We start from the raw sequence: 20,076 nt of genomic DNA on the forward strand, positions 1-20,076 counted from the left end.
GGCTAACAGATGAAAATTCGCGTAGGGGTCCTATTCGGCGGCATGTCCGTCGAACACGAAGTATCGATCATTTCCGGCCTTCAAGCGCTGCATGCCTTGGATACGAACAAATACGAGCCGATTCCGATCTACATCACGAAGGACGGCAAATGGTACACCGGTCCTTCCCTCACGTCGGTCGATGCGTTCAAGAACATTCCTGACCTGCTGAAGAACAGCCACCATGTCATCCTGCACACCGAGTCCAAAGGCGTGCACCAGCTGATCAATCCGAAGCCGACGCTGTTCGGCAAAGGGAATAAGAAAGTCATCGCCGAGATCGACGTGGCCTTCCCGGTCACGCACGGTACGCTGGGCGAAGACGGCGCGCTGCAAGGACACTTGGAGCTGAACCAGATTCCATACGTCGGCTGTAACGTGCTGGCATCTGCGGTCGGCATGGATAAGATCGTCATGAAGACGGTCATCCGCGGCGCAGGCATTCCATCCGTCAACTACGTCTGGTTCTACTCGAGATCGTGGGATGTCGAGCAAGAAGCTTGTATCAACCGCGTCGAGGCTGAACTCACTTACCCGGTGATCGTGAAGCCGGCGAACCTCGGTTCGAGCGTCGGCATCAAGAAAGCCGCGAACCGCGAAGAGCTGATCGATGCGGTGACCGACGCGCTGATGTATTCGAACAAGGTGCTTATCGAACAGATGGTGCAGAACCTGACCGAGGTCAACTGCTCGGTTATCGGCGATCACGAAGAAGTCGAGACGTCGATCTGCGAGGAAGTGCTCAAGTCCGACGAGATCCTGAGCTACCAGGACAAATATATGAGCCAGTCCAAAGGCGGCTCCAAAGGGATGACCAGCACGAACCGCAAGGTGCCGGCGGAAATCTCCGACGAGATGACGCAGCAGGTGAAGGAGCTGGCGAAGCGCACGTTCCTTGAGCTCGGCTGTAACGGCGTATCCCGCATCGACTTCCTGATCGACAAGGATAACGGCAGCGTCTACGTGAACGAGATCAATACGATCCCGGGATCGCTGGCGTTCTATCTGTGGGAGCCGGTCGGGAAGTCGTTCACGCAGATGACGAGCCAGCTCATTACGCTCGCGCTGAAGCGCCATAGAGAGAACGCGCAATTGACGCTCTCCTACGACTCGAACATCCTGGCGCTGCAAGGCAAGGGCGGCGGCAAGCTAGGGACCAAAAACTAAAGCGAAAAGGTGGATGGCCGTGAAGTTAGAGCTGAATCCGATACCGGAATTCCCGGGCATGGACGGCTGGCAATCCATTCGCATCGAGGAGAGAGATGAGCCGCTCATCTCTCTTTCTTGCGTTTCGGAGCGAATGATCGTCCGTCCGTATTACCAGCAGTGCGGCATTCCGCGCGCGTTGGATGATGTATGGCTGCGCGAAGGCGCGGCGCAGCGGCTGCTGCAAGCGCTGGAGCTTTTGCCTGCGGCGTACAAGCTGGTGCTGTATGACGGCTGGCGTCCGCTTGCGGTGCAGCGTTATCTGTATGACGATTTCAAGGCGAAGCTGATGCGGGAGCATCCGTCGGTAACGGGCGAGGCGCTCGACCGGCTGGTCGCGCAATATGTGTCGTTGCCGAACACCGATCCGCGGAATCCGTCTCCCCATCTGACGGGAGGATCGATTGATCTGGGCCTGGCCGATGCGGATGGCCGTGAGCTTGATATGGGCTCGCCCTTCGACGATTTCACGGATCGTTCCAATACGTCGTACTACGAGACGCATGATGTCGCGCAAGGCGGCCGTTACCGGGAACTGCGCCGCTTACTCTACCATGTGTTGACAGAGGTTGGATTTACCAACTACCATAAAGAATGGTGGCATTTTGACTACGGCAACCAGTTCTGGGCCAAGGTCAAAGGCGACACCGATGCTGTTTATGGCTACATCACTCTGACGTAGGGGACTTGCACGTGGAACGCAATAAGCGACTATTCGAGAAAAGCCTGAAGGACTACACGATTCTGTTCCTCATCATTATGCTGCTGATCGCGGTCATTCTCGTCTTCGTCCGCAACATCTTCGGCTCGTACACGTTCGAGGACTTCGTGAACGATTTCTTCAATTCCTTGATGGGGGCGATTATTCCGCTCATCATCTTCAATATTTTGTTCGAGTATTTGATGCGGACGCATCAGAGCAAGGTCGTGCAGGAGTCGATTGCCGAGACGCTGCTTATGAAGGAAGAAGTGCTCACGCAATTCAGCGAGGACAACCGCAAGGAATTCCTGAAGAATACGGCGCAGTCGCTCGTCGGCAAGGACGAAGGCGAGATGCTCTACTCCACCTTGTTCGTGCCGTATCTGTCGAAGAGCCGGAATTTTCGGCGGAACTTCAAGTACTATATTTTTTATACGCCGGAAGACAAGATGCGCGATCTCGATCAGGGGGCGAGAGACCTGTTCCCCGCCTCCGACTATGTGTGGGTGATCGAGGATCTGTCGTATGAGAAGAACGTCATTCGGTTGGAAGACGAGCTGCTCGTCGGATTCAGCTATAACGAGCAGCAGCTCGAGAGCTACTTCAAGAACAGCCGGATCGTGTTCCGCGAGAACCTGTTCCTCCACGAGGCGCAGATTCAGCAGATGCGTGCGATGGAAGAGGCTAAGCTCACGGAGTTCGTCGAACGTTCCATGCAGTTCGCGATGGAGGTCAACGGCGTTAAGCTGAAGGTCAAAGGGGTCATCCATGAGAACGGCGGCTTCGTGCTAAGACTGGATGCGCAAGAGGCTAAGTTCGCGGAGGACGGCTCTTATAACCGGCTGAAGGTGAATTTCCGGATGCCGCAGATGAAGGCGAAGAAACAGTTCATCCTCGTCATCTCGGAGCCGACCTACGGCGTCGACATCCTGTTCTCGAATCAACTGGAGCAGATGAACGTATCGGCCGTGCCGTTCTTCGACCAGGACGAGATCGTCGAGAGCCTGCCGAACGATCTGACGAAGATCCAGCTTAGCAGCTGGGTGCTGCCGACGAGCGGCGTCGTGTTCGTGTGGGAAGAGAAGCAAGCGGCGCTGCGTGCCGTCGATAACGTGGAGGAAGAAGCATCCCGGGCGTCGTAGGGGTGCTTCTTTTTTTAGAAATAGAAAATCAGCAACAGGATGAAAATAACGATAGGGGATATTCCGATTGCATAGAGTGGGCGCACATGATGAAGACGGAGCATAGGGAACATCATGCAATTAAACAGCAATGACCAGGTCCAAGACCACCCATGATGGTAAGTCATAAAACCATTTTCTTTGCCGATCCATTCCAGTAAAGAGTAGGTTATGATCCATTTCATGAAGTGACCTAGTATGGCGGCTTTCCTTACTGGAAAGTTAGACAGGAAAAGCATGATCGTACATGGGAAAACGATAAAGCTGTATAAATTATCCGTAATGAGTTCGCTCGGAATATTCCGCTCGTGATGCCACAGATGATAGATGTTATGCGCAATGTATTGATAGAGCAAGTTCATGCTCACCATATAGTATATGGTCGGAAGAAACTCCTTCCACCGTCCCCAATCCGCCCATTTCCAAGCCGCAAGTAAAGCCCATATCGTTAATGCAATGTGCAAACATACCCCATCCTTGGTTGATTTAGGAAAAGTTTATCCATTTCATAGGCGTATTATGCTAGCCGTAGGTGCGCGTTTCTAACGATCGGACAGAGGCAGGCAGCTGGTCGATCTGGCCAGCTACCTTGGTGCCGCAATGTGGTAATCGTTTCGTTTATTGGACGATCCCTAGATCCGGTAATAGCGCTTGAAGCTTCGGAAGGACGACGCTGCGGAAGTGGTCCGGCGTTCGCGTGGAGATGTAGAGCGCCATGCCGTCATGTTCTTCGGTGTAGTTTAGGAAATAGGTGTAGTCCTCGACAGGTTGGCCAGGATTGACGATGGCGCAAGTAAACCAAGAATCGGTTTTCTCGAAGGCGGTCAGAATATCTTCCTTCGTATTGACGCGGTACCAGAGGATGTTCTTCAGATAGACCGGGCGCTCATAGGGCAGCAGCCAGGTCGTGTTGGTGTGGGCGAGGCGATCGTTGATGAAGGACTGGGTGTCCGCATCTTGGTCTTCCAACGTGTATATGGCGCGATGACCATGAATAACAGCTCCGATCTTGCGCGTAAGCTCTTCGTTCAACTCGTCTAGCGGAACTTGCTTGTAGTGAGCGAGTAATTGATCCATCAAAGCGGTATTCTTCTGGGGATCGCGGTCCGGAGCGTAATGTTGGAGCAAGACCTCTTTCACACGCTGGCTGACGGTGCCGTCCGGATCGTGAATCAGTTCGTTGTGATAGTCGTATAGCGCTTCTTGGATTAATTGATCCTTATGCGGATCGAGATTGTTATCCCAATTGATGTAGTCGAAAATTACATCCTGCTCCGGTTCACGAAAAGCAAGGATCATTTCCGCTAGGGTTGGGAAGGCGCTTGGGCCATAGCCGAGTTCGTAACCCTGTTCGAGCCGATAGGGATGAGTCGTCATGTTCAGTTTCATTCGTGGTTCTCCTTGGTAACGAGCGTAGTTGCGATAATTGTACCATGGACGCGGGCGATCCGCTAAAGCTAACACTGCGCGGGAGTTGGCACTTGGTAGGGAGAAGGTTATACTAGCAGCAATGCGATCAACGCACAGAATGGAGAATGGATAGATGGGTGCATGGGGACCGGGGATTTTCGATAACGATATGACGTGCGATGTACGCGATGAGTTCAACGCCTTGCTAGCGCAGGGATTGTCCGTCATCGAGGCGACGAGCGGCGTGCTGGAGTCGTACGAGATGGAGCTGGAGGATGAGGACCCGGAGATGGTCTGTTACGTCTACCTGGGCCTTGCAGGTGCGCAGCTAGAGCATGCCGCGCTGTTGCCCGAAGTAAGCGCGAAGGCCATCGAGGTCATCGAGCAAGGAGCGGACCTGGAGCTGTGGGAAGAATCGACGGGTGAAGACTACGCCGAGCGCAAGGCGATGCTGGAAGCATTCAAGCAGCAGCTCAAAGATTTTACCGCGAATGTGACGATGGAATAATCATCAGCTGACCGCAACTTGAGGAGCGACTCCGGAATTACGGCTATCGGCCCACCTTGGTACCAACGTCTACCTACAAATAGGTCCTCTGTTCTATAAATAGCGGATTATTCCATGCCGATAATTAGAAGAATAAATCTAACGTGCATGCTGATTAATTGCCAGCTTATCGTGAATGGGGGTTGAAGAAAAATGAAGGTCATGCATAACCATTCGTTGGACAGCCTCATAGCGGCGATCCCGGTCTTGAAGGCGGCGATTCCTGCTGACTTATCGATCGCAGTATGCAATCTGGAGCAGTTCATCGCTTATTTTCCTGGCGAGAACATCAATCTGAACATTCAGGTGGGACAGCAACTGCATCCGGAAGAGCCGCTTACGGCGGCCATCCGCGGCCGGCAAGCGCTGCGGGCTGAGGTACCCGCCGAATTCTACGGTTTTGCCTTCATCGGCACGGCTTCGCCGCTCTACGATGAACAGGGCCAGGTCATTGGCGGCCTCGCCGTGCAGCTTCGCCGACAGACGGAGTTATTCGCGCTCGCCGATCAGATCGAGGAGGCTATCGCTCAAGCGAATGAGCGAATCGCGCAGGTGGCGAAAGGGGCGACCGTATTAACGGGGTTTACCCAGCAGCTGGTTGCCTTGTCCCAACAGGCCGGCGTGAACGTGAAAAACACGGATGAGGTCGTGACGATCATTAAGAACGTGGCGGACCAGTCGAATTTGCTCGGGCTGAACGCAGCCATCGAAGCGGCCCACGCCGGGGAGAAGGGCAGAGGTTTCGGGATCGTCGCCGGGGAGATCCGCAAGCTGGCCAACGAGACGGTCCATTCGACGAATGAGATCCGCAAGACGCTCTCGGCGATGAAAGACATGACGCAGCAGATCGGCGCCTCCATTGAGCGCATGGCGTCCGTCGGCCAGGAGCAGGGAGCATCAATTCAGGAAATCTCGACGTTCATGGAAGAGATTCGCCACATGTCCGAACAGTTGAATGCGTACGCCAAACGGCTGTAGGCATCACCCAACATGGAGCAGCTTGCCGCGAGGCAAGCTGCTCTTTTTTGTCATGGGACAAGGGCATGAAGCAACAATGAACAAGGAATGCAAATAGTGACAGCGAATTCCATAACCATCAGAGGAATGGAGGCGCTCATTAGGATGAGGTTTAAAGCAGTGCTCTTTGATTTGGACGGTACCTTATTGGACCGTAATACTTCGCTCGTGCGATTCGTTCGAGACCAGTATGAACGCTATTCGCCCCTACAAGTTGTTGCCAAGGAAGACTTCGTAGAACGCTTCGTCGCGCTCGATAATAACGGTTATGTCTGGAAAGATAACGTGTATCGGCAGCTCATCGATGAGTTCTCGATTCCCGAAGTAGAATGGGACGAACTGCTGGACGATTACGTTACGGGTTTCCGCAAGCACTGCGTGGGCTTCCCCAATTTGATCCTTATGCTCACCGTATTGCGGAACAGCGGCGTCAGAATAGCATTGGTTTCCAATGGATTCGGCCAGTTCCAATCCAACAATTTCGAATCGCTCGGCATCAGTCACTTGTTCGATGCCGTGCTGATCTCGGAGTGGGAGGGACTGCGCAAACCTGACCCGGCTATTTTCGTCCGGGCCTTATCCGGCCTTGGAGTCGAGGCAGTCGAGGCCCTCTTCGTAGGTGACCATCCGGAGAACGATATCCGGGCAAGTCGGGCGGTGGGGATGAAGGCGGCATGGAAGCGCAACGGCGGATCTTCGAATGCAGTCGAGGCGGATCTGGTGATCGATGACCTTGAAGAGTTAATTCCGTATATATTGGGGCCATAGAATGAAGGTCGAACTAGGGTCTGCCACTTTGTGGGAATTATTTCCTCATTAAGGATTGACGAGGTGTGCTTACTGTGATTATACTGTATATAAAGATATACACACTAATAACACCTAATCACCCCAAATTTAAGGAGGAATTCCTGATGAAAAATAGGATTCAAGTTGTCGGTCCGATCCTGTTCCTTGCCTACTTGCTGGTGTCGCGTTATGTGCCTATGCACGATTTCGTGGCAGGGATGCTGCTCGGCCTGTCTGCAGTGAGCAGCGCCTATACCGTTTACCTGTTCGGGAAAAGCCGCGCCAAGAAGCTCGTATAGGAAGATTCAAGCTCCATCTATCAGGAACTGGCCGCAATTAAGGGCCAGTTCTTTTTGGTTTAAACACACCTAAACTTGCCCGAAAAATTCCCGTTTGAAAATGAATCCTATCCGGCGCTCACACATGTGAAAATCGCAAAACCAATACGGTATAGCGGTTGAAAATAGAGTATAACAATAATAAAACTCCGTACAACGAATAAAATATATTGTAAAACAATAAAAATGATGCTATTCTCAACTTGAAAATATCGTAAGCGGGGTGCGTGATTTGGTACGGGGATCGACGCTCTTGTTAAAAATAACGGTTATCCTTATGGGGATACCGGTTCTTGGGCTCTGCCTATTAGGTTTGCCTTCGTTCTCGATTGAAGCGTCCGAAAGCTATCCAGCATATTGGGTATATCCCGTCATCGCAGGCATGTATGCATCTGCAATCCCATTCTTCGTTGCCTTGTATCAGGCTTTCCGACTGTTAGGCTATATAGAGAAGAACGAAGCTTTCTCGGAATTATCGGCACGATCTCTAAAGACCATACAATCTTGCGCGATTACAATTAGCCTTGTCTATGTGGGGATCTTGCCATTCCTGGCTCTCATCGCGCAGGAAGATGACGCTCCCGGGCTTACGGCACTCGGGCTTGGCATTATGTTGGCTTCGATGGTCATTGCCGCTTTGGCGGCTGTTCTTCGAGCGGCTGTGCAACAAACTATGGCTCGCAAATCAGAAAACGATTTAACGGTCTGAGGCGAACAACATAGCGGCTAAACAAACAAGCGGCAGTCTAGGCGTGACATTCGTTCATGTCCTAGACTGCCGCTATTTATATTCATCTTGCTATGCCACCCGATCAGCCGCCCCAATCCCGGCGCAGCGTGAACAGATCTTGCAGCGCATCGGTCGACAGCTCCGTAATCCAAGCCTCCGAGCTCGTGATGACGTTGTCGCTCAGCTGCTGCTTGCTCTCGAGCATCTCGTCGATTCGCTCCTCGAGCGTGCCGAGGGCAATGAACTTGTGCACCTGCACGTCGCGGGTCTGTCCCATCCGGTAAGCGCGGTCGGTCGCCTGGTTCTCGACAGCCGGATTCCACCACCGGTCAAAATGGAACACGTGGTTCGCCGCCGTCAGATTGAGGCCTACGCCGCCGGCCTTGATGGACAGGATGAACACGTTCGGCTGCTCTTTCGCTGGCAGCGTGCGCGATTGGAACTGCTCGATCATCCGGTCGCGCGCCGTCTTGGAGGTGCCGCCGTGCAGGTAGAGGACCGGCTCCTCGAGTTCATGCTCGAATACCGCCTGGAGAATCTTACCCATTCCGATATATTGGGTGAAAATAAGGCAGCGCTCGCCTTCTTCGCGAAGCTCCCGCACCATCGCGACGAGCCGCTCCAGCTTGGAGGATCTCGCGATCAGCGATTCGATGTCAAGCGTCTCGCCGCCATCGGCATCCAGCTCGCTGAGCGCTTCCTTCGTCAGCAGCACCGGATGGTCGCATAGCTGCTTGAGCTGCGTCAGCGCCGCGAGAATCGCGCCTTTGCGCTCGATGCCTTCGAGCTGACGGACGCGGTCGAGCAGATCTTTGACCGCTTGGTCGTACAAGGCGCTTTGCTCCGCGGTGAGATGCAGATAGGTCTTCATCTCGTTCTTCTCCGGCAGATCGAGCTGGATGTTCGGGTCCTTCTTCTTCCGCCGCAGCATGAACGGCTTCACGAGCTTCTGCAGATCGGCCGTCTTCTGTTCGTCCTGCTCCTTCTCGATAGCAGTCGCGTAATTGTCCTGGAAGGCGCGGGCCGTCCCGAGGAATCCCGGATTAATGAAGTCGTAGATCGACCACAGCTCGGACAGCCGGTTCTCGATCGGCGTACCGGTCAGCGCGATCCGGTGCTTGGCCGGGAAGCTGCGTACCGCCATCGATTGGCGCGTCCCCGCATTCTTAATGTTCTGCGCTTCGTCGAGGCAGATCGCGCCCCATGTGTATTGACGCAGCAGCTCTTGGTCGAGCGCTGACGTGGCGAAGGAAGTGAGCACGACGTCGGCCTCCCCCGCCGCCGCAGAGAACGCTTCGTCGTTCAGCCGCCGCGGGCCATAGTGGAGCATCACCCTAAGCGACGGCGCGAAGCGGCTGATCTCTTTCTGCCAGTTGCCGAGCACGGAGGTTGGACAAATAACGAGCGAAGGGAAGGTGTCCGATTCTGCCGGCGTCGTCTCCTTCACATGGAGCAGGTACGTGATGAGCTGCACGGTCTTGCCCAGACCCATATCGTCCGCGAGACACGCGCCCATGCCGAACCGGCGCAGGAAGGAGAGCCAAGCGAAGCCGTCCTGCTGATACGAGCGCAAGCTCGCTTGCAGCCCCGCAGGGATCGGCAGTTCCGGCCAGTCGGATTGCGAAGTCAGCTGATGGATGAGCTGCGAGAGATGGTCGTTCAGCTCGATCTCAAGCTCGACCTTCTCTTCCTCATCTTCCTCCGCCTCGTCTTGCTTCGCCGCGCGCCGGAACACGGTCGGACCGACCAGCTGCAGCTGGAGCGCTTCTTGGAAGGTAAGTCCCTTCGAGCGGTCGACGCGGGCCATCGCTTGGCGGATATTGGCGAGCAGCACCGGATCGAGCGCGACCCATTGGCCGCGGAACTGGACGAGCCGCTCGTTGCGCGCCAGCAGCGCCTCGAACTCCTCTTCGGTCAGCTCCGTGTCGCCGATCGCGATACGCCAGTTGAAGTCGATCAGCGAGTTCAAGCCGAACAACGACTTCACGCCTCCGCCTGCCTCGGCGCTCCCTTCCTCTGGTTTGACTTTCGCCACGACCTTCGGTTTCTTCTTGCTGGCCGCTTCCCACCAAGCGGGGAGCAGCACCTGCCAACCGCTGGCCAATAGCCGGTTGCTGTCCACGGTGAGAAAATGCCACGCATCCTCGGCCGTCAGCGAACCTCCGAACACATCCCGGCGTCCGCCGGATAGACGAGCGGGAGAAAGGCTTGCCCGCAGATGGTCCAGCCAGCCGGCCGATCGTTCGGCAACCGCAATCTCCCAATTCGATGGCCAACTGCCATAGGCTTGCCCGTCTTCGCCTAACCGAATCGGCACGATGTGCGCCAGGTCCGACTTATCCTGCAGGACGAGCTGCAGCTCCCAATCCGTTTGTTCGAGCTCTTCGTTCGGCTCGAGCAGCTGGAGGAGAGGCCGGAACGGCGCCACATCGGTCAGCCAGCCTACCGCGACGAGCCATGTCTTGTAATCCATCCCGGAGAGGACGACACGGTCCGGCGCATACAGCAGCGGATGCTCGCGGCGCAGATCGGCGGCCTCTTCTTCGGTGGCGTAGTAGCGCTCGAACACCGACGCCGAGAATGCAGCCTCCAGGCCCTCCCGCAATTCCAGGTCTTCCCCGACTTGCCGCATGAGTTTGCCGGCTTCTGCGGGCAGCAGCTGCTCATCCCACATCCACTGCAATTTCCCCCTCTTGAAGGCCTGGAAGCTCGGCATGTATTGCCTTTCCTCGATCGCCGTCAGCAGATGGGGAGCCAATTGCTTCAGCAGTTCGGCTTGCCCGGCCCACTGCCATTCCACGTGGGCGAGCAGCTCCGGACCGGCGAAGAACGGGATGACCTGCTCCGCGGGCAGCACGACAAGCTCGAGATCCGGCGTCTGCTGCAGCTCAAGCCCCGTTCCGTACAGGGAGGGCTCATGCCAGGCGAACAGCCGGTGCTTCAGCAGCATGCCGGGGACGAAGCTGTACGTATTCAGCGTGCCGTACATAAGAGCGTCGCCGTACGCCGTCATCGTCAAGTGAACATGCATGGTTTCTACGAATTTGCTCATGGGATCAGCTTTCCTTTCCGCAGCTCTTCCTGCAAGGCGCGCAGGCGGCTGTTCCGGTCTGCGAAGCTGCTGATGTAATGCTCGAAGCGATCGTCCTGCTTCAGCTTCTTATACAGTTTGGCCAGCCGCTTGAGCAGCTTGACGGCGGCCTTGTAGCCGTCGCGGTTCTTCTGCGCGACGTATCGCTCTACCGCTTGATGGTAGAAGGGCAGGAGCAGCTCGGGCGCATTCTTCTCGATCGGGGCCAACTCGCTGACCTTGAAGCTGAGCGGCTCGCGGCCGGAACTGAGCTGCAGGTCGATCCATGGTTTCCACCGTTCGAATTCGATCAGCTTGTCCTCATACAGCTTACGGGCAAGCGGCAGCATGCCGGTCAGCGCTTCCCACATCCGTTCCTCTGCCTCCGGGTCGTGCTCAGTCGCTTGATCCCAGAATTGCGAATACACGCTCAAGGATTCGATGCGATGAATGTTGAGCAGCGGACCGAGCTGCGCGAGCCAAGACGTCAGGCGCGTCCACTGTTCCCGGGCGACGAGCTCATAAGGGAAGCGGAGCAGGCTCTCCACGGACAGCCTTGCCTTCGTCCCTCGCATCAGTGCCCAGGCCGATTCATCCTGCAGCAGGTAAAAATGCATCCAGCTCCGCGCCATCACCCAGGAGGCGCGGGAGAGCGTCTGGCCAAGCTCGTCTTCGGCTGCTTCCAGCTGCCGCAGCTCCTCGGCCACCACTTGCGTATCGCTGAGCTGCGGCTCGATCCAACGGCGCCATAGCTCGATATACAGATCGGAGAAGTAAGGGTGCGAGGGCGTATCCGTCAGCATCAGCCTGCGCATATAGACCGCCGTATCCATCGCCTGCTGCCAGTATGCCGGATGTTCGGCAAGCGGCAGCGGCTGACCGAAGCAGGCGACGATGCCTTCCTGCACTTCGGCGGCTGCGACATGCGTATGGAAGCCCATATAGAAGCCGGTCGTATGCCATTGCGTCTGGCTCTGGTTCTGCGACGGACGCGTAAGCTGAACCAGCACATGCAGGCGGATATGCAGGTCGAACAATGGAGTCAGCACCGGGGGCAAGTCAGGTTTGACCGCAATGAGCGCGGTCAGCGCTTCCTGCGCGTACTGGCTGTTGCGGGTCTGGCTATCGAGCGGCGCGATGACGCTGGCCATCAGCTCATGCCACTGCGCAATCGGCAGCTCGGCAAGGCTGCTCGCCTGATCCGAGAACTTCGAGGCCGCTTCTACCTTTTGTTTGGCCTTGGCTTCCGCCGCGCCACGCGCGGCCGCGAAGCCTGCATTCGACTTGGCATTCACGATCGCGTTCACCATGCGCCCTTGCAGGTTCGCATATTGCAGCAGCGCCGCGATGACATGCTTGCAACGGCCGCCGGCCGGGCATTCGCAGCGGCTTTCGCTCAGCTCATCGAGGTTGATCGTCACTTCGTAACGCTCATGCTCGCTGCCTTCGATGGTCGCTTCGACCTCCCGTTCGCCGGGAAGGGCCAGCTGCTGGACGCGTTCTTGCTTATAGAATTGGAAGCCGCGCTTTATCGTCAGGTCATCGAATAGCTCGCCGACCTGCGCGACGAGCTGCTCCCATTGCGTATCGTCAATCGTATAAGGGGGTCTCATAATGACGTAATCTCCTACGAGAAAGATTAGATACAGAACATACGTACTTATTATAGCAGGTGAAGGGAGGAACACGAAGTGAAACAAGGCTGATCCGGCGTATTTTTCTTTTTCTGAACGGTAGCGTACAGAAAAGAGTTGTGCGGACAAGGGTGGATGCTGTACAATTTTTCTATACGGTAGCGTACAGAAGAGAGGCGGAAGAGAATGCCGAAAGTCGTTGTGACCAAGGAAGCGTGGATCCGGAAAGGGGCAGAATATTTTGCCCAAGGGGGAGCCGATCAGCTTCCGATCGAGAAGATGGCGCGCGAGCTGCATTGCAGCAAGAGCAGCTTCTATTGGTATTTCGACAGCCGGGAGGCGTTCATCTCGGCGATCATCGAGGCGTGGGTCGAACGTTATACCCATGCGGTCATTACCCAAGCGGAGAGCGGACCCGACGCGGACGAAGCGATTCAGCACGTCCTGCGCGTCATGTTCGCCACGACGAAAGGCCACGACTTTATGTACCATCTGCGCCGGTTAGGCGAGCGGGAGGCGCGGTATAAGGAACTGATCGATGGCCTTGAGCAGAAACGCATGGACTTCATGGCTGCTCTGCTACGGAAGAAAGGACTGTCCGCGGAGGAGGCGATGCGCCGCTCCGTGGTGCTGTACCATTTTTATCTCGGGTGGCACGAAAGGCATAAAGGGCAGGAGCAAGTCGCGCGGATGGAGGATTGGATCCGGTTGGTCCGGGATGTCATTATCGAAGCGAAGGGGGATTAAGATGAGTGTGCTGCTCTCCATTGTTGCAGGCGGTATATTGCTGATCGTAAGCGGCGTTCATGTGTATTGGGCATTCGGCGGGACTAGCGGCGCGGCTGCGGCCTTGCCGTCGAGCGGCGGCAATCCGTTATTCGTGCCGAGGATGCCGGAGACGCTTGCGGTTGCGGTCTTGTTGGCGCTAGCGGCGTGCGTCCTGCTTGGGATTGGCGATGTGCTGCCTACGTTCCTGCCCGCATGGGCATATGAATGGGGCGGATGGCTGCTGGGCGCGGTATTCGCGCTGCGGACGATCGGGGATTTTCGCTGGGTAGGACTGTTCAAGACGAGACGAGGCACAACATTCGCCCATTGGGACACGCGCTTCTATTCGCCGCTCTGCTTGGTGCTCGCCGCAATCGCATTGTGGCTTCAGATCGCCGAATAGACCGCAGACGCCGAGATATTCCGACATAACAAACAAGGGCCCCCGTTACGGAAGGCCCTTGTTGTTGCTTGCGTTAAGCCGATGCGTCGCCTGGCTCAGGATTCGCTTTGGCTGCGGCGGCTTTATTCATGGAATTGCGCTTGAGCAGCAGCCAGATGGAGCTGGCGATATAGATCGTCGAATACATGCCGACCATGAGGCCGATCGTCATCGCCAGCGAGAAGAGCTGGATCGAATCGCTGCCGACGAGCAGCAGGATGAATGATGCCCCGAGGACCATCAGACCCGTATTGATGGATCTGGTCAGCGTCTGCGAGATACTCGTGTTGACGAGATGGGCCAGATCCTCGAACGTTTTGATTTTGGCAAAACGCAAGTTCTCCCGGATGCGGTCGAAAATGACGATCGTGTCATTGATCGAGTAACCGATGATCGTCAGAATCGCCGCGATGAACGTCAGGTTCACCTCTAGCCGGAAGATCGAGAAGATACTGACGACGAAGAACACGTCATGGAACAGCGCGATAACGCCGGCTACGGCGAAGCGCCATTCGAAGCGGAACGCGACGAACGCGATGATCCCTAAGCTTGCGAACAGGATCGCATAGATGGCCTTGATGCCGAGCTCTTGCGCGATACCCGGATCGACCGTATTCTCCTCGCCGGAGACCGCCTCGCCGTACTTCTCGGTGAACTTCGCCAGAATGGCGGCGACTTCGCCCTCATCCGAGCTTAGCACCTCTTCGAACCGGACGGAGACGCGCTCCTGGTTATCCCCGCCCACCGTAATGGAGGATGGCGTGAAACCTGCTTCTTCGATGATATCCGATGCTTCCTGCTGGGTGATCTTCTGGCCGACGATAATATCGAGGCTCGTGCCGGCCTTGAAGTCGACGCCGTAATTGAATTGGAAGAGCAGCAGCATGACCAGGCCTACAGCGGTTACGCCGCCGGAAAGGGCGAAGAAGAAATTCCGCCTTTTCACGAAATCATAGATTTTGTAGAAGGATTCGGCCGGCTTGTCTTTGGCGGAGAGGGAGACGATATCCGATTCTTTCACGCCGTAATAACTCGGCTTCATGAACAAGCCGGTCCGTACGAGCAGCGCCAGCAGGAACCGCGAGAAATACACGTTCGTCGCCATGCTGAGAATGTTGCTGAGGATCAGCGTCAGCGCAAAGCCTTGAATCGCGCCGGTCCCTACAAAATAGAGCACGCCTGCCGCTACGATGGTCGTAATGTTCGCGTCGAGAATCGTGCGGAACGAGTTCTTAGAGCCGGACTTCAGGGATGACAGCAGCGATTTGCCGGTGCGCATCTCCTCGCGGATCCGCTCGGCGGTAATGATATTGGCGTCGACGGCCATGCCGACACCGAGCACGAACGCCGCGATGCCCGGCAGCGTTACGGTTGCCTGCATCCAATAGTAGAGCAGCAGGATGCCCCAGTTATAAATAATGAGCGTAATGCTGGCGATGAGGCCCGGCATACGGTACACGATGAGCATGAACAGCAGAATCAGTACGGAAGCGATAACGCCGGCGAGCAGCGTCTTCTCGAGCGACTGCTGGCCGAGGCTCGCGCCAACCGATTGCGTGTACTTCTCCGTCAGCTTGAGCGGCAGGGCGCCGAGATTAATGACATCGGCCAGCTCATTGGCTTCATCGAGCGTGTAATCGCCGGATATGGTCGCTTTGCCGTCCGGCAGCACGGCGCGGACGATCGGCGCGGACAGCTCCGTCTCATCGAGATAGATGGCGAGCGGCTGGCCGAGCAGCTTCTCGGTTACGGCCGCAAGCTTCGCTTTGTCTTTCACCTCGATCAGAATCATCGGCTGGTTCATTTCGTCGAAGGCAACCTGTGCGGCTCCTTCCACGAAATCGCTGCCGAGCATCTCTTTCGTGCCGTCAGGACCGCGGAAGGTCAGCTCGGCGGGTTTCTTCATCATCTCCCGCACGGTCTGCTCGTCCGATACGCCCGCGATCCGGGCGCGGATCCGGTTCTCGCCTTCGGTCGTTACTTCAGGCTCGGCAACCCCGTAAGCGTTGGCGCGTTTCTCCAGGCTTTTGGCCGTCTCGCGCAGCGCTTCCTTCGTGATCGTGCCGCCTTCTTCGACAGGCTGCGCTTCATACAGAATCTCGAAGCCGCCTTTCAGGTCGAGGCCGAGCTTAATGCCGCTTGTAATCGTTGGCGATGTAATGGCGACTATGGCTAAACAAAGAAGCGCGGTAAAGAAAAACCCCGCAATACGTATCGATTTCATAATCATGTCCCTTCTTGTAGGCTAATGTGCGTTAGAAGGGAACTGCATCCACGTAATTGGACGTATATTTGATCGGATCGAGCCGTTCATGCTTGACCAGCAGCGGGATACTATTGCCCAGCCATGCCGTATGCGATCCGATGAGGTTCGGCAGGCTGATCTGCATCGATCGGAACAGCCGTGCCGCCGGCGGCGGGAACGACTTGTTCCATGGCGGCGGGTTCGCCGCGCTGACGTCGTAGGCATGGCCGCTCCCCGCAAAGCTGATCATATGGAGGGAGGCCGGCTGCGGATGGGACGTGTTCAGCGGAATTACCAGCACGACGAAGGACAGCAGGAGCAGATAGACCGACCAGTTGTTCATCATAGGGTGCGAATGCTTGAATGACGGCTTCATCTTGGCTCCTCCTTGTGTGCGTGTGGTGAGATTCGTGCTTGTCCCATGCGTATGGCGTACTTGCGCAGCTAGCAGGACGAGCCATAACTCTGAATATACGGCATAGGGCCGTAAGCGTTTCAGCAAAATGCCGGCAATCAGCCGACTGTTCCTGCCTAACGGGAATCATTCGCCGTCTTCCGCTATTTTCCCTGTTTATCCCATCCCTATCCGTGAAAAAAGAGAGCGTCCGGCGATCCGATCCGCAAACGCGTCTGTTTTTATCGCCTTCGGATATCGGCTATCGGCTTTAGCGCCGGCATTCTGGGGTAAAGACAAGTGAGCCGCTTGCATGGACAAGCGGCGCTTGGTAGAACGAACCGATGCCGGAGGTGCATGAATGATGATAGAGCGTGAACAGACGCAGACTCGCCCGGAGGAAGAGATCGTCGCCCACAAGCAGGGCAACAGCTACGTGCTGCAGGGCGTAGGCGGGATCGTCGGCGAGATTACGTATCGCCTGGTAGACGTGGACACGTGGGTGATTGACCATACTTTTGTGGACGGTTACTATCGCGGCCGAGGACTGGCCAAGCAGCTGCTCGACTTCGTGGTGGAGGAGGCGCGGGAACGGGGCCGCAAGATCATTCCTTCCTGCTCTTACGCGCTGCGCCAATTCGAGGCCGACCCGTCCTACGCCGATGTGTGGGCCAAGGAGAAGCCGACCTCCTATTCGGACTCGTATAGTTCGGATGGGGTCAAGTAGTCTGTCATTCAGTCGGCCTCAAAGAGCCCGCCAATCCTGGGCAACAGGACGGCGGGCTCTTTGAGGTTGGCTATTACTGTTGAGCCGGGTTTTTACCTTGATCGTTCGGATTGTTCGAACGCGACGGCGAATGCTTCGGGTTGTTTTTGTCTGGTTTGGCTTTTGTGCTCATGGATATCGTTCACCTCCCGTCTTACTCTGTAACAAAGTATTTCTCCAAACCGGTATCCTTATTAGAGAAGTGCGGGCAGGAAGTACTTTTGAAAAAATGACGGCATACACTACAGTAACCATACATCAAATGAGGTGCAGCCAAGATGAGATATATGGTGCAGTATCTCCCTTTACACAAACTAAAGTCCGCGATGACCGACAAAGCAACGAAACGCAGCAAAGAACTCCGCAAAGTCGCGCAAGATTGCATGCAGCTGATGATCGTCAGAAAAAGCCGAAAAGACGGCGGTTACGTGGTTGTAAACGGAAGTAACCACTTGGAGCACTACAGAAGGTTCTCGAATAAAAAAACGGTTCCCTGTCTGGTGGATGAAGGCAAGATCGCTTCGACCATGACCGCCTTATGGCACCAGCTTCGCAAACGTAAGCTTCCTCACGAACTGCCTTCCGCCGATATGGATCAGACGAGCGGCAACGGGTGGTCGATCATCCGTTCCTTTTTGAAACAGGACCCTCGGTTCAAAACCTTATCCCGCCGAGAGCAGGCCAAGGTACTGCGACTCGGTATTCAATATAAGAAAACGACGATCCGGTCCATGAAATCGAAGGTGGATGAGTTGATCAAAAGGCAAGCCGCCGCGAAAAAGTGAGGTCATCCTTGCGGCGTTGTAGTTGCATTAAGAAAAGTGTCATGCTGCTACGCTCAGGAGTCTACAGTTCAAGTCAAACACCTCGAGAGAGGTGTTTTTGTTTCGCAATAGGCGGCAATTCCCTCTGCCCCAATAGTTGCAGCAGGGCAATAGATATTGCCTGATAAAACTTAGTTTGTCCGCGTTTACTTTTTTCCCCCAATGACAAAACGTTTCTCTAGACCCACATGAACATCGGTTGTTACGATAAGTTGGACTTCTTGCTGTGGGAAAGGATTGGAACGGTTATTATGGATCAACAGCGATACGAGGATCTGAAGCTGGGGGAACGCGGGGCCATCGTCAGCATCATCGCTTATATCATACTGTCTGGACTGAAACTCTTGATCGGCGTAGTCGCCGGTTCGGAGGCCCTCAGGGCGGACGGACTCAATAATGCGACGGATATTGTGGCTTCCATAGCGGTGCTGATCGGGTTGAGGTTGGCCCAAAAGCCTGCGGACAGCGACCATCCCTACGGTCATTGGAAGTCGGAAACGATAGCTTCGCTCATCGCCTCCTTCATCATGATGGCAGTCGGGCTGCAGGTGCTGTATGAAGCCGTCACCAAGATGACGCATGCCGGAGGGGAAGCACCTGATCTGATCGCGGCATGGACGGGCATCGTCTGCGCGGCCGTCATGTTCGCCGTGTATCGGTACAACAAGCGGTTGGCGACGCGAATCAAGAGCCAAGCCGTCATGGCCGCGGCCAAAGATAATCTGTCCGATGCCATCGTCAGTATCGGGACGGTCGTGGGCATTATCGGCTCCCAGTTCCGGCTGCCCTGGCTGGATCCGCTCGCCGCGATAGCGGTGGGGATCGTCATCTGCCGAACCGCCTGGGAGATCTTCAGGGAAGCTTCGCACCATCTGTCGGATGGATTCAATGAAGAGACGATCGAATCGTTCAAGCAAGTCGTGCTGGACGTGGACGGCGTGGAAGGCGTGAAGAATATTCGAGCGAGGAGCTACGGGAGCAACGCGGTCGTGGACGTCATTCTGTTCATCGATGCGGATCTCGGCTTCCAGCAAGCGCACGATGTGGCCACGAAAGTGGAAGAGGCGCTGAAAAGCTCCTCGGACGAAGTGTATGAAGTGCATGTGCACTACGAACCGTATGACGTAGCGAACCAGTAGCGTTCACCCGCCGATAGCCCATAAGCAGCCAAAGCCCGCTCACGTTAGGTTAGATCCTAACGAGAACGGGCTTTTTCGCGTGGATACGCAAGCTGCTATTGCGCCAAACGAAACGTCGCCGCCAATCTAGATGGCGACAGCCGCTTCATCTGGTTAGTCGTCTTTCGTAATCCGGTTGGAGAGCAGCAGCATGACGAACGACAGCAGCAGCATAACCCCGCACCATGCCCAGGCCATCGACATGCTTCCGCCGTCCGCGGCCACGTAGATGGCCGTCGGAATGGTCTGCGTCTTCCCCGGAATATTCCCCGCAATCATCAGCGTCGCGCCGAATTCGCCCAGTCCCCGGCAGAATCCGAGGATGTACGCCGACGTCAGCGCCCGTTTGGCTAGCGGAACCGAGATGAATCGGAACACTTGCCATTCGCTCGCTCCGATTGCTCGGGCGGAATCCTCCAGGTCGTTGTCCACGCCGTCGAAGCCGGCTTTCATCGACCGGTAGGCCAGCGGGAAGGCGACGATGACGGCGGCAATGGTGGCGGCCCCCCATGTGAATAGGATCGGGCCATGGAACAGCGCTTCATAAGCTCGGCCGATCCAGCTGCGCCGGCCAAGCAGGACGAGCAGGATGAGACCGACGACGGTTGGCGGCAGTACCAGCGGCAAGAGAAGTAAGGTCTCCACGATGCTTTTGCCGAAGAAACGAGCCCGCGACATCTTGTAGGCAACGGCTAACGAAACGATAAAGACGATGATGCTGGCGATGATGGAGATTTGTACGGAAAGGGTTATCGGTTCGAGAAAAGTGGTCCAGTCCAAGCGATCATTCCTGACGTA

Annotated in this window: 20 protein-coding genes; 13 read left to right on the forward strand and 7 right to left on the reverse strand. The window is 55.8% G+C overall.

Features of this window, described 5'->3' with window-relative positions; all coding sequences use genetic code 11:
• Positions 1–9: 9 nt before the first annotated feature.
• Genes FHS18_RS26055 through FHS18_RS26065 form a run of 3 tightly spaced genes read left to right on the forward strand, consistent with a single transcriptional unit; the run spans position 10 to position 3,087 of the window.
• Positions 10–1,206, forward strand: coding sequence for a D-alanine--D-alanine ligase family protein (locus tag FHS18_RS26055; RefSeq protein WP_183603316.1), 1,197 nt, complete (start codon positions 10–12; stop codon positions 1,204–1,206).
• A 19-nt stretch (positions 1,207–1,225) separates the two neighbouring features.
• Positions 1,226–1,927: a M15 family metallopeptidase gene (locus FHS18_RS26060; RefSeq protein WP_183603317.1), complete on the forward strand. Its 702-nt coding sequence runs from the start codon at positions 1,226–1,228 to the stop codon at positions 1,925–1,927.
• A gap of 11 nt (positions 1,928–1,938) precedes the next feature.
• A complete protein-coding gene (locus tag FHS18_RS26065; RefSeq protein WP_183603318.1) occupies positions 1,939–3,087 on the forward strand; it encodes a hypothetical protein in 1,149 nt (382 codons plus the stop codon).
• Between the two features lie 14 nt (positions 3,088–3,101).
• Here the strand turns inward: FHS18_RS26065 and FHS18_RS35450 are convergent, their stop codons facing one another.
• Both FHS18_RS35450 and FHS18_RS26070 read right to left on the reverse strand, forming a co-directional pair.
• Entirely contained in the window at positions 3,102–3,590 is a 489-nt protein-coding gene (locus FHS18_RS35450; protein WP_354471519.1) for a CBO0543 family protein, read from the reverse strand.
• A gap of 154 nt (positions 3,591–3,744) precedes the next feature.
• Positions 3,745–4,515, reverse strand: coding sequence for a hypothetical protein (locus FHS18_RS26070; RefSeq protein WP_183603319.1), 771 nt, complete (start codon positions 4,513–4,515; stop codon positions 3,745–3,747).
• A 154-nt stretch (positions 4,516–4,669) separates the two neighbouring features.
• Between FHS18_RS26070 and FHS18_RS26075 the strand changes: the two genes are divergently transcribed.
• The 5 genes from FHS18_RS26075 to FHS18_RS26095 all read left to right on the forward strand — a co-directional run bounded on the left by FHS18_RS26075 (position 4,670) and on the right by FHS18_RS26095 (position 7,936).
• Positions 4,670–5,044 carry a DUF4259 domain-containing protein gene (locus tag FHS18_RS26075; RefSeq protein WP_183603320.1) on the forward strand — a complete coding sequence of 125 codons (375 nt, stop codon included), beginning with the start codon at positions 4,670–4,672 and terminating at the stop codon, positions 5,042–5,044.
• Between the two features lie 192 nt (positions 5,045–5,236).
• Positions 5,237–6,061 carry a methyl-accepting chemotaxis protein gene (locus FHS18_RS26080; RefSeq protein ID WP_183603321.1) on the forward strand — a complete coding sequence of 275 codons (825 nt, stop codon included), beginning with the start codon at positions 5,237–5,239 and terminating at the stop codon, positions 6,059–6,061.
• A 144-nt stretch (positions 6,062–6,205) separates the two neighbouring features.
• On the forward strand, positions 6,206–6,868 hold the full coding sequence (locus FHS18_RS26085) for an HAD family hydrolase (protein ID WP_183603322.1): 663 nt from the start codon (positions 6,206–6,208) through the stop codon (positions 6,866–6,868).
• Between the two features lie 146 nt (positions 6,869–7,014).
• A complete protein-coding gene (locus FHS18_RS26090; RefSeq protein ID WP_183603323.1) occupies positions 7,015–7,188 on the forward strand; it encodes a hypothetical protein in 174 nt (57 codons plus the stop codon).
• A 292-nt stretch (positions 7,189–7,480) separates the two neighbouring features.
• Positions 7,481–7,936: a DUF2975 domain-containing protein gene (locus FHS18_RS26095; RefSeq protein WP_343060680.1), complete on the forward strand. Its 456-nt coding sequence runs from the start codon at positions 7,481–7,483 to the stop codon at positions 7,934–7,936.
• 103 nt (positions 7,937–8,039) lie between these two features.
• On the opposite strand, the gene FHS18_RS26100 is transcribed toward FHS18_RS26095, so the two are convergent.
• Both FHS18_RS26100 and FHS18_RS26105 read right to left on the reverse strand, forming a co-directional pair.
• Positions 8,040–11,009 carry a DEAD/DEAH box helicase gene (locus FHS18_RS26100; RefSeq protein WP_183603324.1) on the reverse strand — a complete coding sequence of 990 codons (2,970 nt, stop codon included), beginning with the start codon at positions 11,007–11,009 and terminating at the stop codon, positions 8,040–8,042.
• Positions 11,006–12,640 carry an SWIM zinc finger family protein gene (locus tag FHS18_RS26105; protein ID WP_183603325.1) on the reverse strand — a complete coding sequence of 545 codons (1,635 nt, stop codon included), beginning with the start codon at positions 12,638–12,640 and terminating at the stop codon, positions 11,006–11,008. Before FHS18_RS26105 ends, FHS18_RS26100 begins: the two co-directional genes overlap by 4 nt.
• A 207-nt stretch (positions 12,641–12,847) precedes the next feature.
• On the opposite strand from FHS18_RS26105, the gene FHS18_RS26110 reads away from it, so the two are divergent.
• The gene (locus tag FHS18_RS26110; RefSeq protein WP_183603326.1) at positions 12,848–13,408 is read left to right on the forward strand and encodes a TetR/AcrR family transcriptional regulator; all 561 of its coding nucleotides are present in this window, start codon (positions 12,848–12,850) and stop codon (positions 13,406–13,408) included.
• 1 nt (position 13,409) lies between these two features.
• Positions 13,410–13,832 carry a DUF3995 domain-containing protein gene (locus tag FHS18_RS26115; protein WP_183603327.1) on the forward strand — a complete coding sequence of 141 codons (423 nt, stop codon included), beginning with the start codon at positions 13,410–13,412 and terminating at the stop codon, positions 13,830–13,832.
• A 73-nt stretch (positions 13,833–13,905) separates the two neighbouring features.
• On the opposite strand, the gene secD is transcribed toward FHS18_RS26115, so the two are convergent.
• Together secD and FHS18_RS26125 are read right to left on the reverse strand one after the other, a co-directional pair.
• Positions 13,906–16,095 (reverse strand): protein translocase subunit SecD, encoded by a 2,190-nt coding sequence (secD, locus tag FHS18_RS26120; RefSeq protein ID WP_246427915.1) that lies wholly within the window; start codon positions 16,093–16,095, stop codon positions 13,906–13,908.
• A gap of 31 nt (positions 16,096–16,126) precedes the next feature.
• Positions 16,127–16,492, reverse strand: a complete 366-nt coding sequence (locus tag FHS18_RS26125; protein ID WP_183603329.1) for a hypothetical protein — start codon at positions 16,490–16,492, stop codon at positions 16,127–16,129.
• A gap of 379 nt (positions 16,493–16,871) precedes the next feature.
• Here FHS18_RS26125 and FHS18_RS26130 point away from each other — a divergent pair, with 379 nt between their 5' ends.
• The 3 genes from FHS18_RS26130 to FHS18_RS26140 all read left to right on the forward strand — a co-directional run bounded on the left by FHS18_RS26130 (position 16,872) and on the right by FHS18_RS26140 (position 19,239).
• Positions 16,872–17,237 (forward strand): GNAT family N-acetyltransferase, encoded by a 366-nt coding sequence (locus FHS18_RS26130; RefSeq protein ID WP_183603330.1) that lies wholly within the window; start codon positions 16,872–16,874, stop codon positions 17,235–17,237.
• Positions 17,238–17,554: 317 nt separating this feature from the next.
• Positions 17,555–18,061, forward strand: a complete 507-nt coding sequence (locus tag FHS18_RS26135) for a hypothetical protein (protein ID WP_183603331.1) — start codon at positions 17,555–17,557, stop codon at positions 18,059–18,061.
• Positions 18,062–18,351: 290 nt separating this feature from the next.
• Positions 18,352–19,239, forward strand: coding sequence for a cation diffusion facilitator family transporter (locus FHS18_RS26140; RefSeq protein ID WP_183603332.1), 888 nt, complete (start codon positions 18,352–18,354; stop codon positions 19,237–19,239).
• Between the two features lie 153 nt (positions 19,240–19,392).
• Here FHS18_RS26140 and modB read toward each other — a convergent pair whose 3' ends face one another.
• Positions 19,393–20,058, reverse strand: a complete 666-nt coding sequence (gene modB, locus FHS18_RS26145) for a molybdate ABC transporter permease subunit (RefSeq protein ID WP_183603333.1) — start codon at positions 20,056–20,058, stop codon at positions 19,393–19,395.
• Between the last annotated feature and the right edge of the window lie 18 nt (positions 20,059–20,076).

The organism is Paenibacillus phyllosphaerae, assembly GCF_014192105.1.
GTDB classification, from domain to species: domain Bacteria; phylum Bacillota; class Bacilli; order Paenibacillales; family Paenibacillaceae; genus Paenibacillus_Z; species Paenibacillus_Z phyllosphaerae.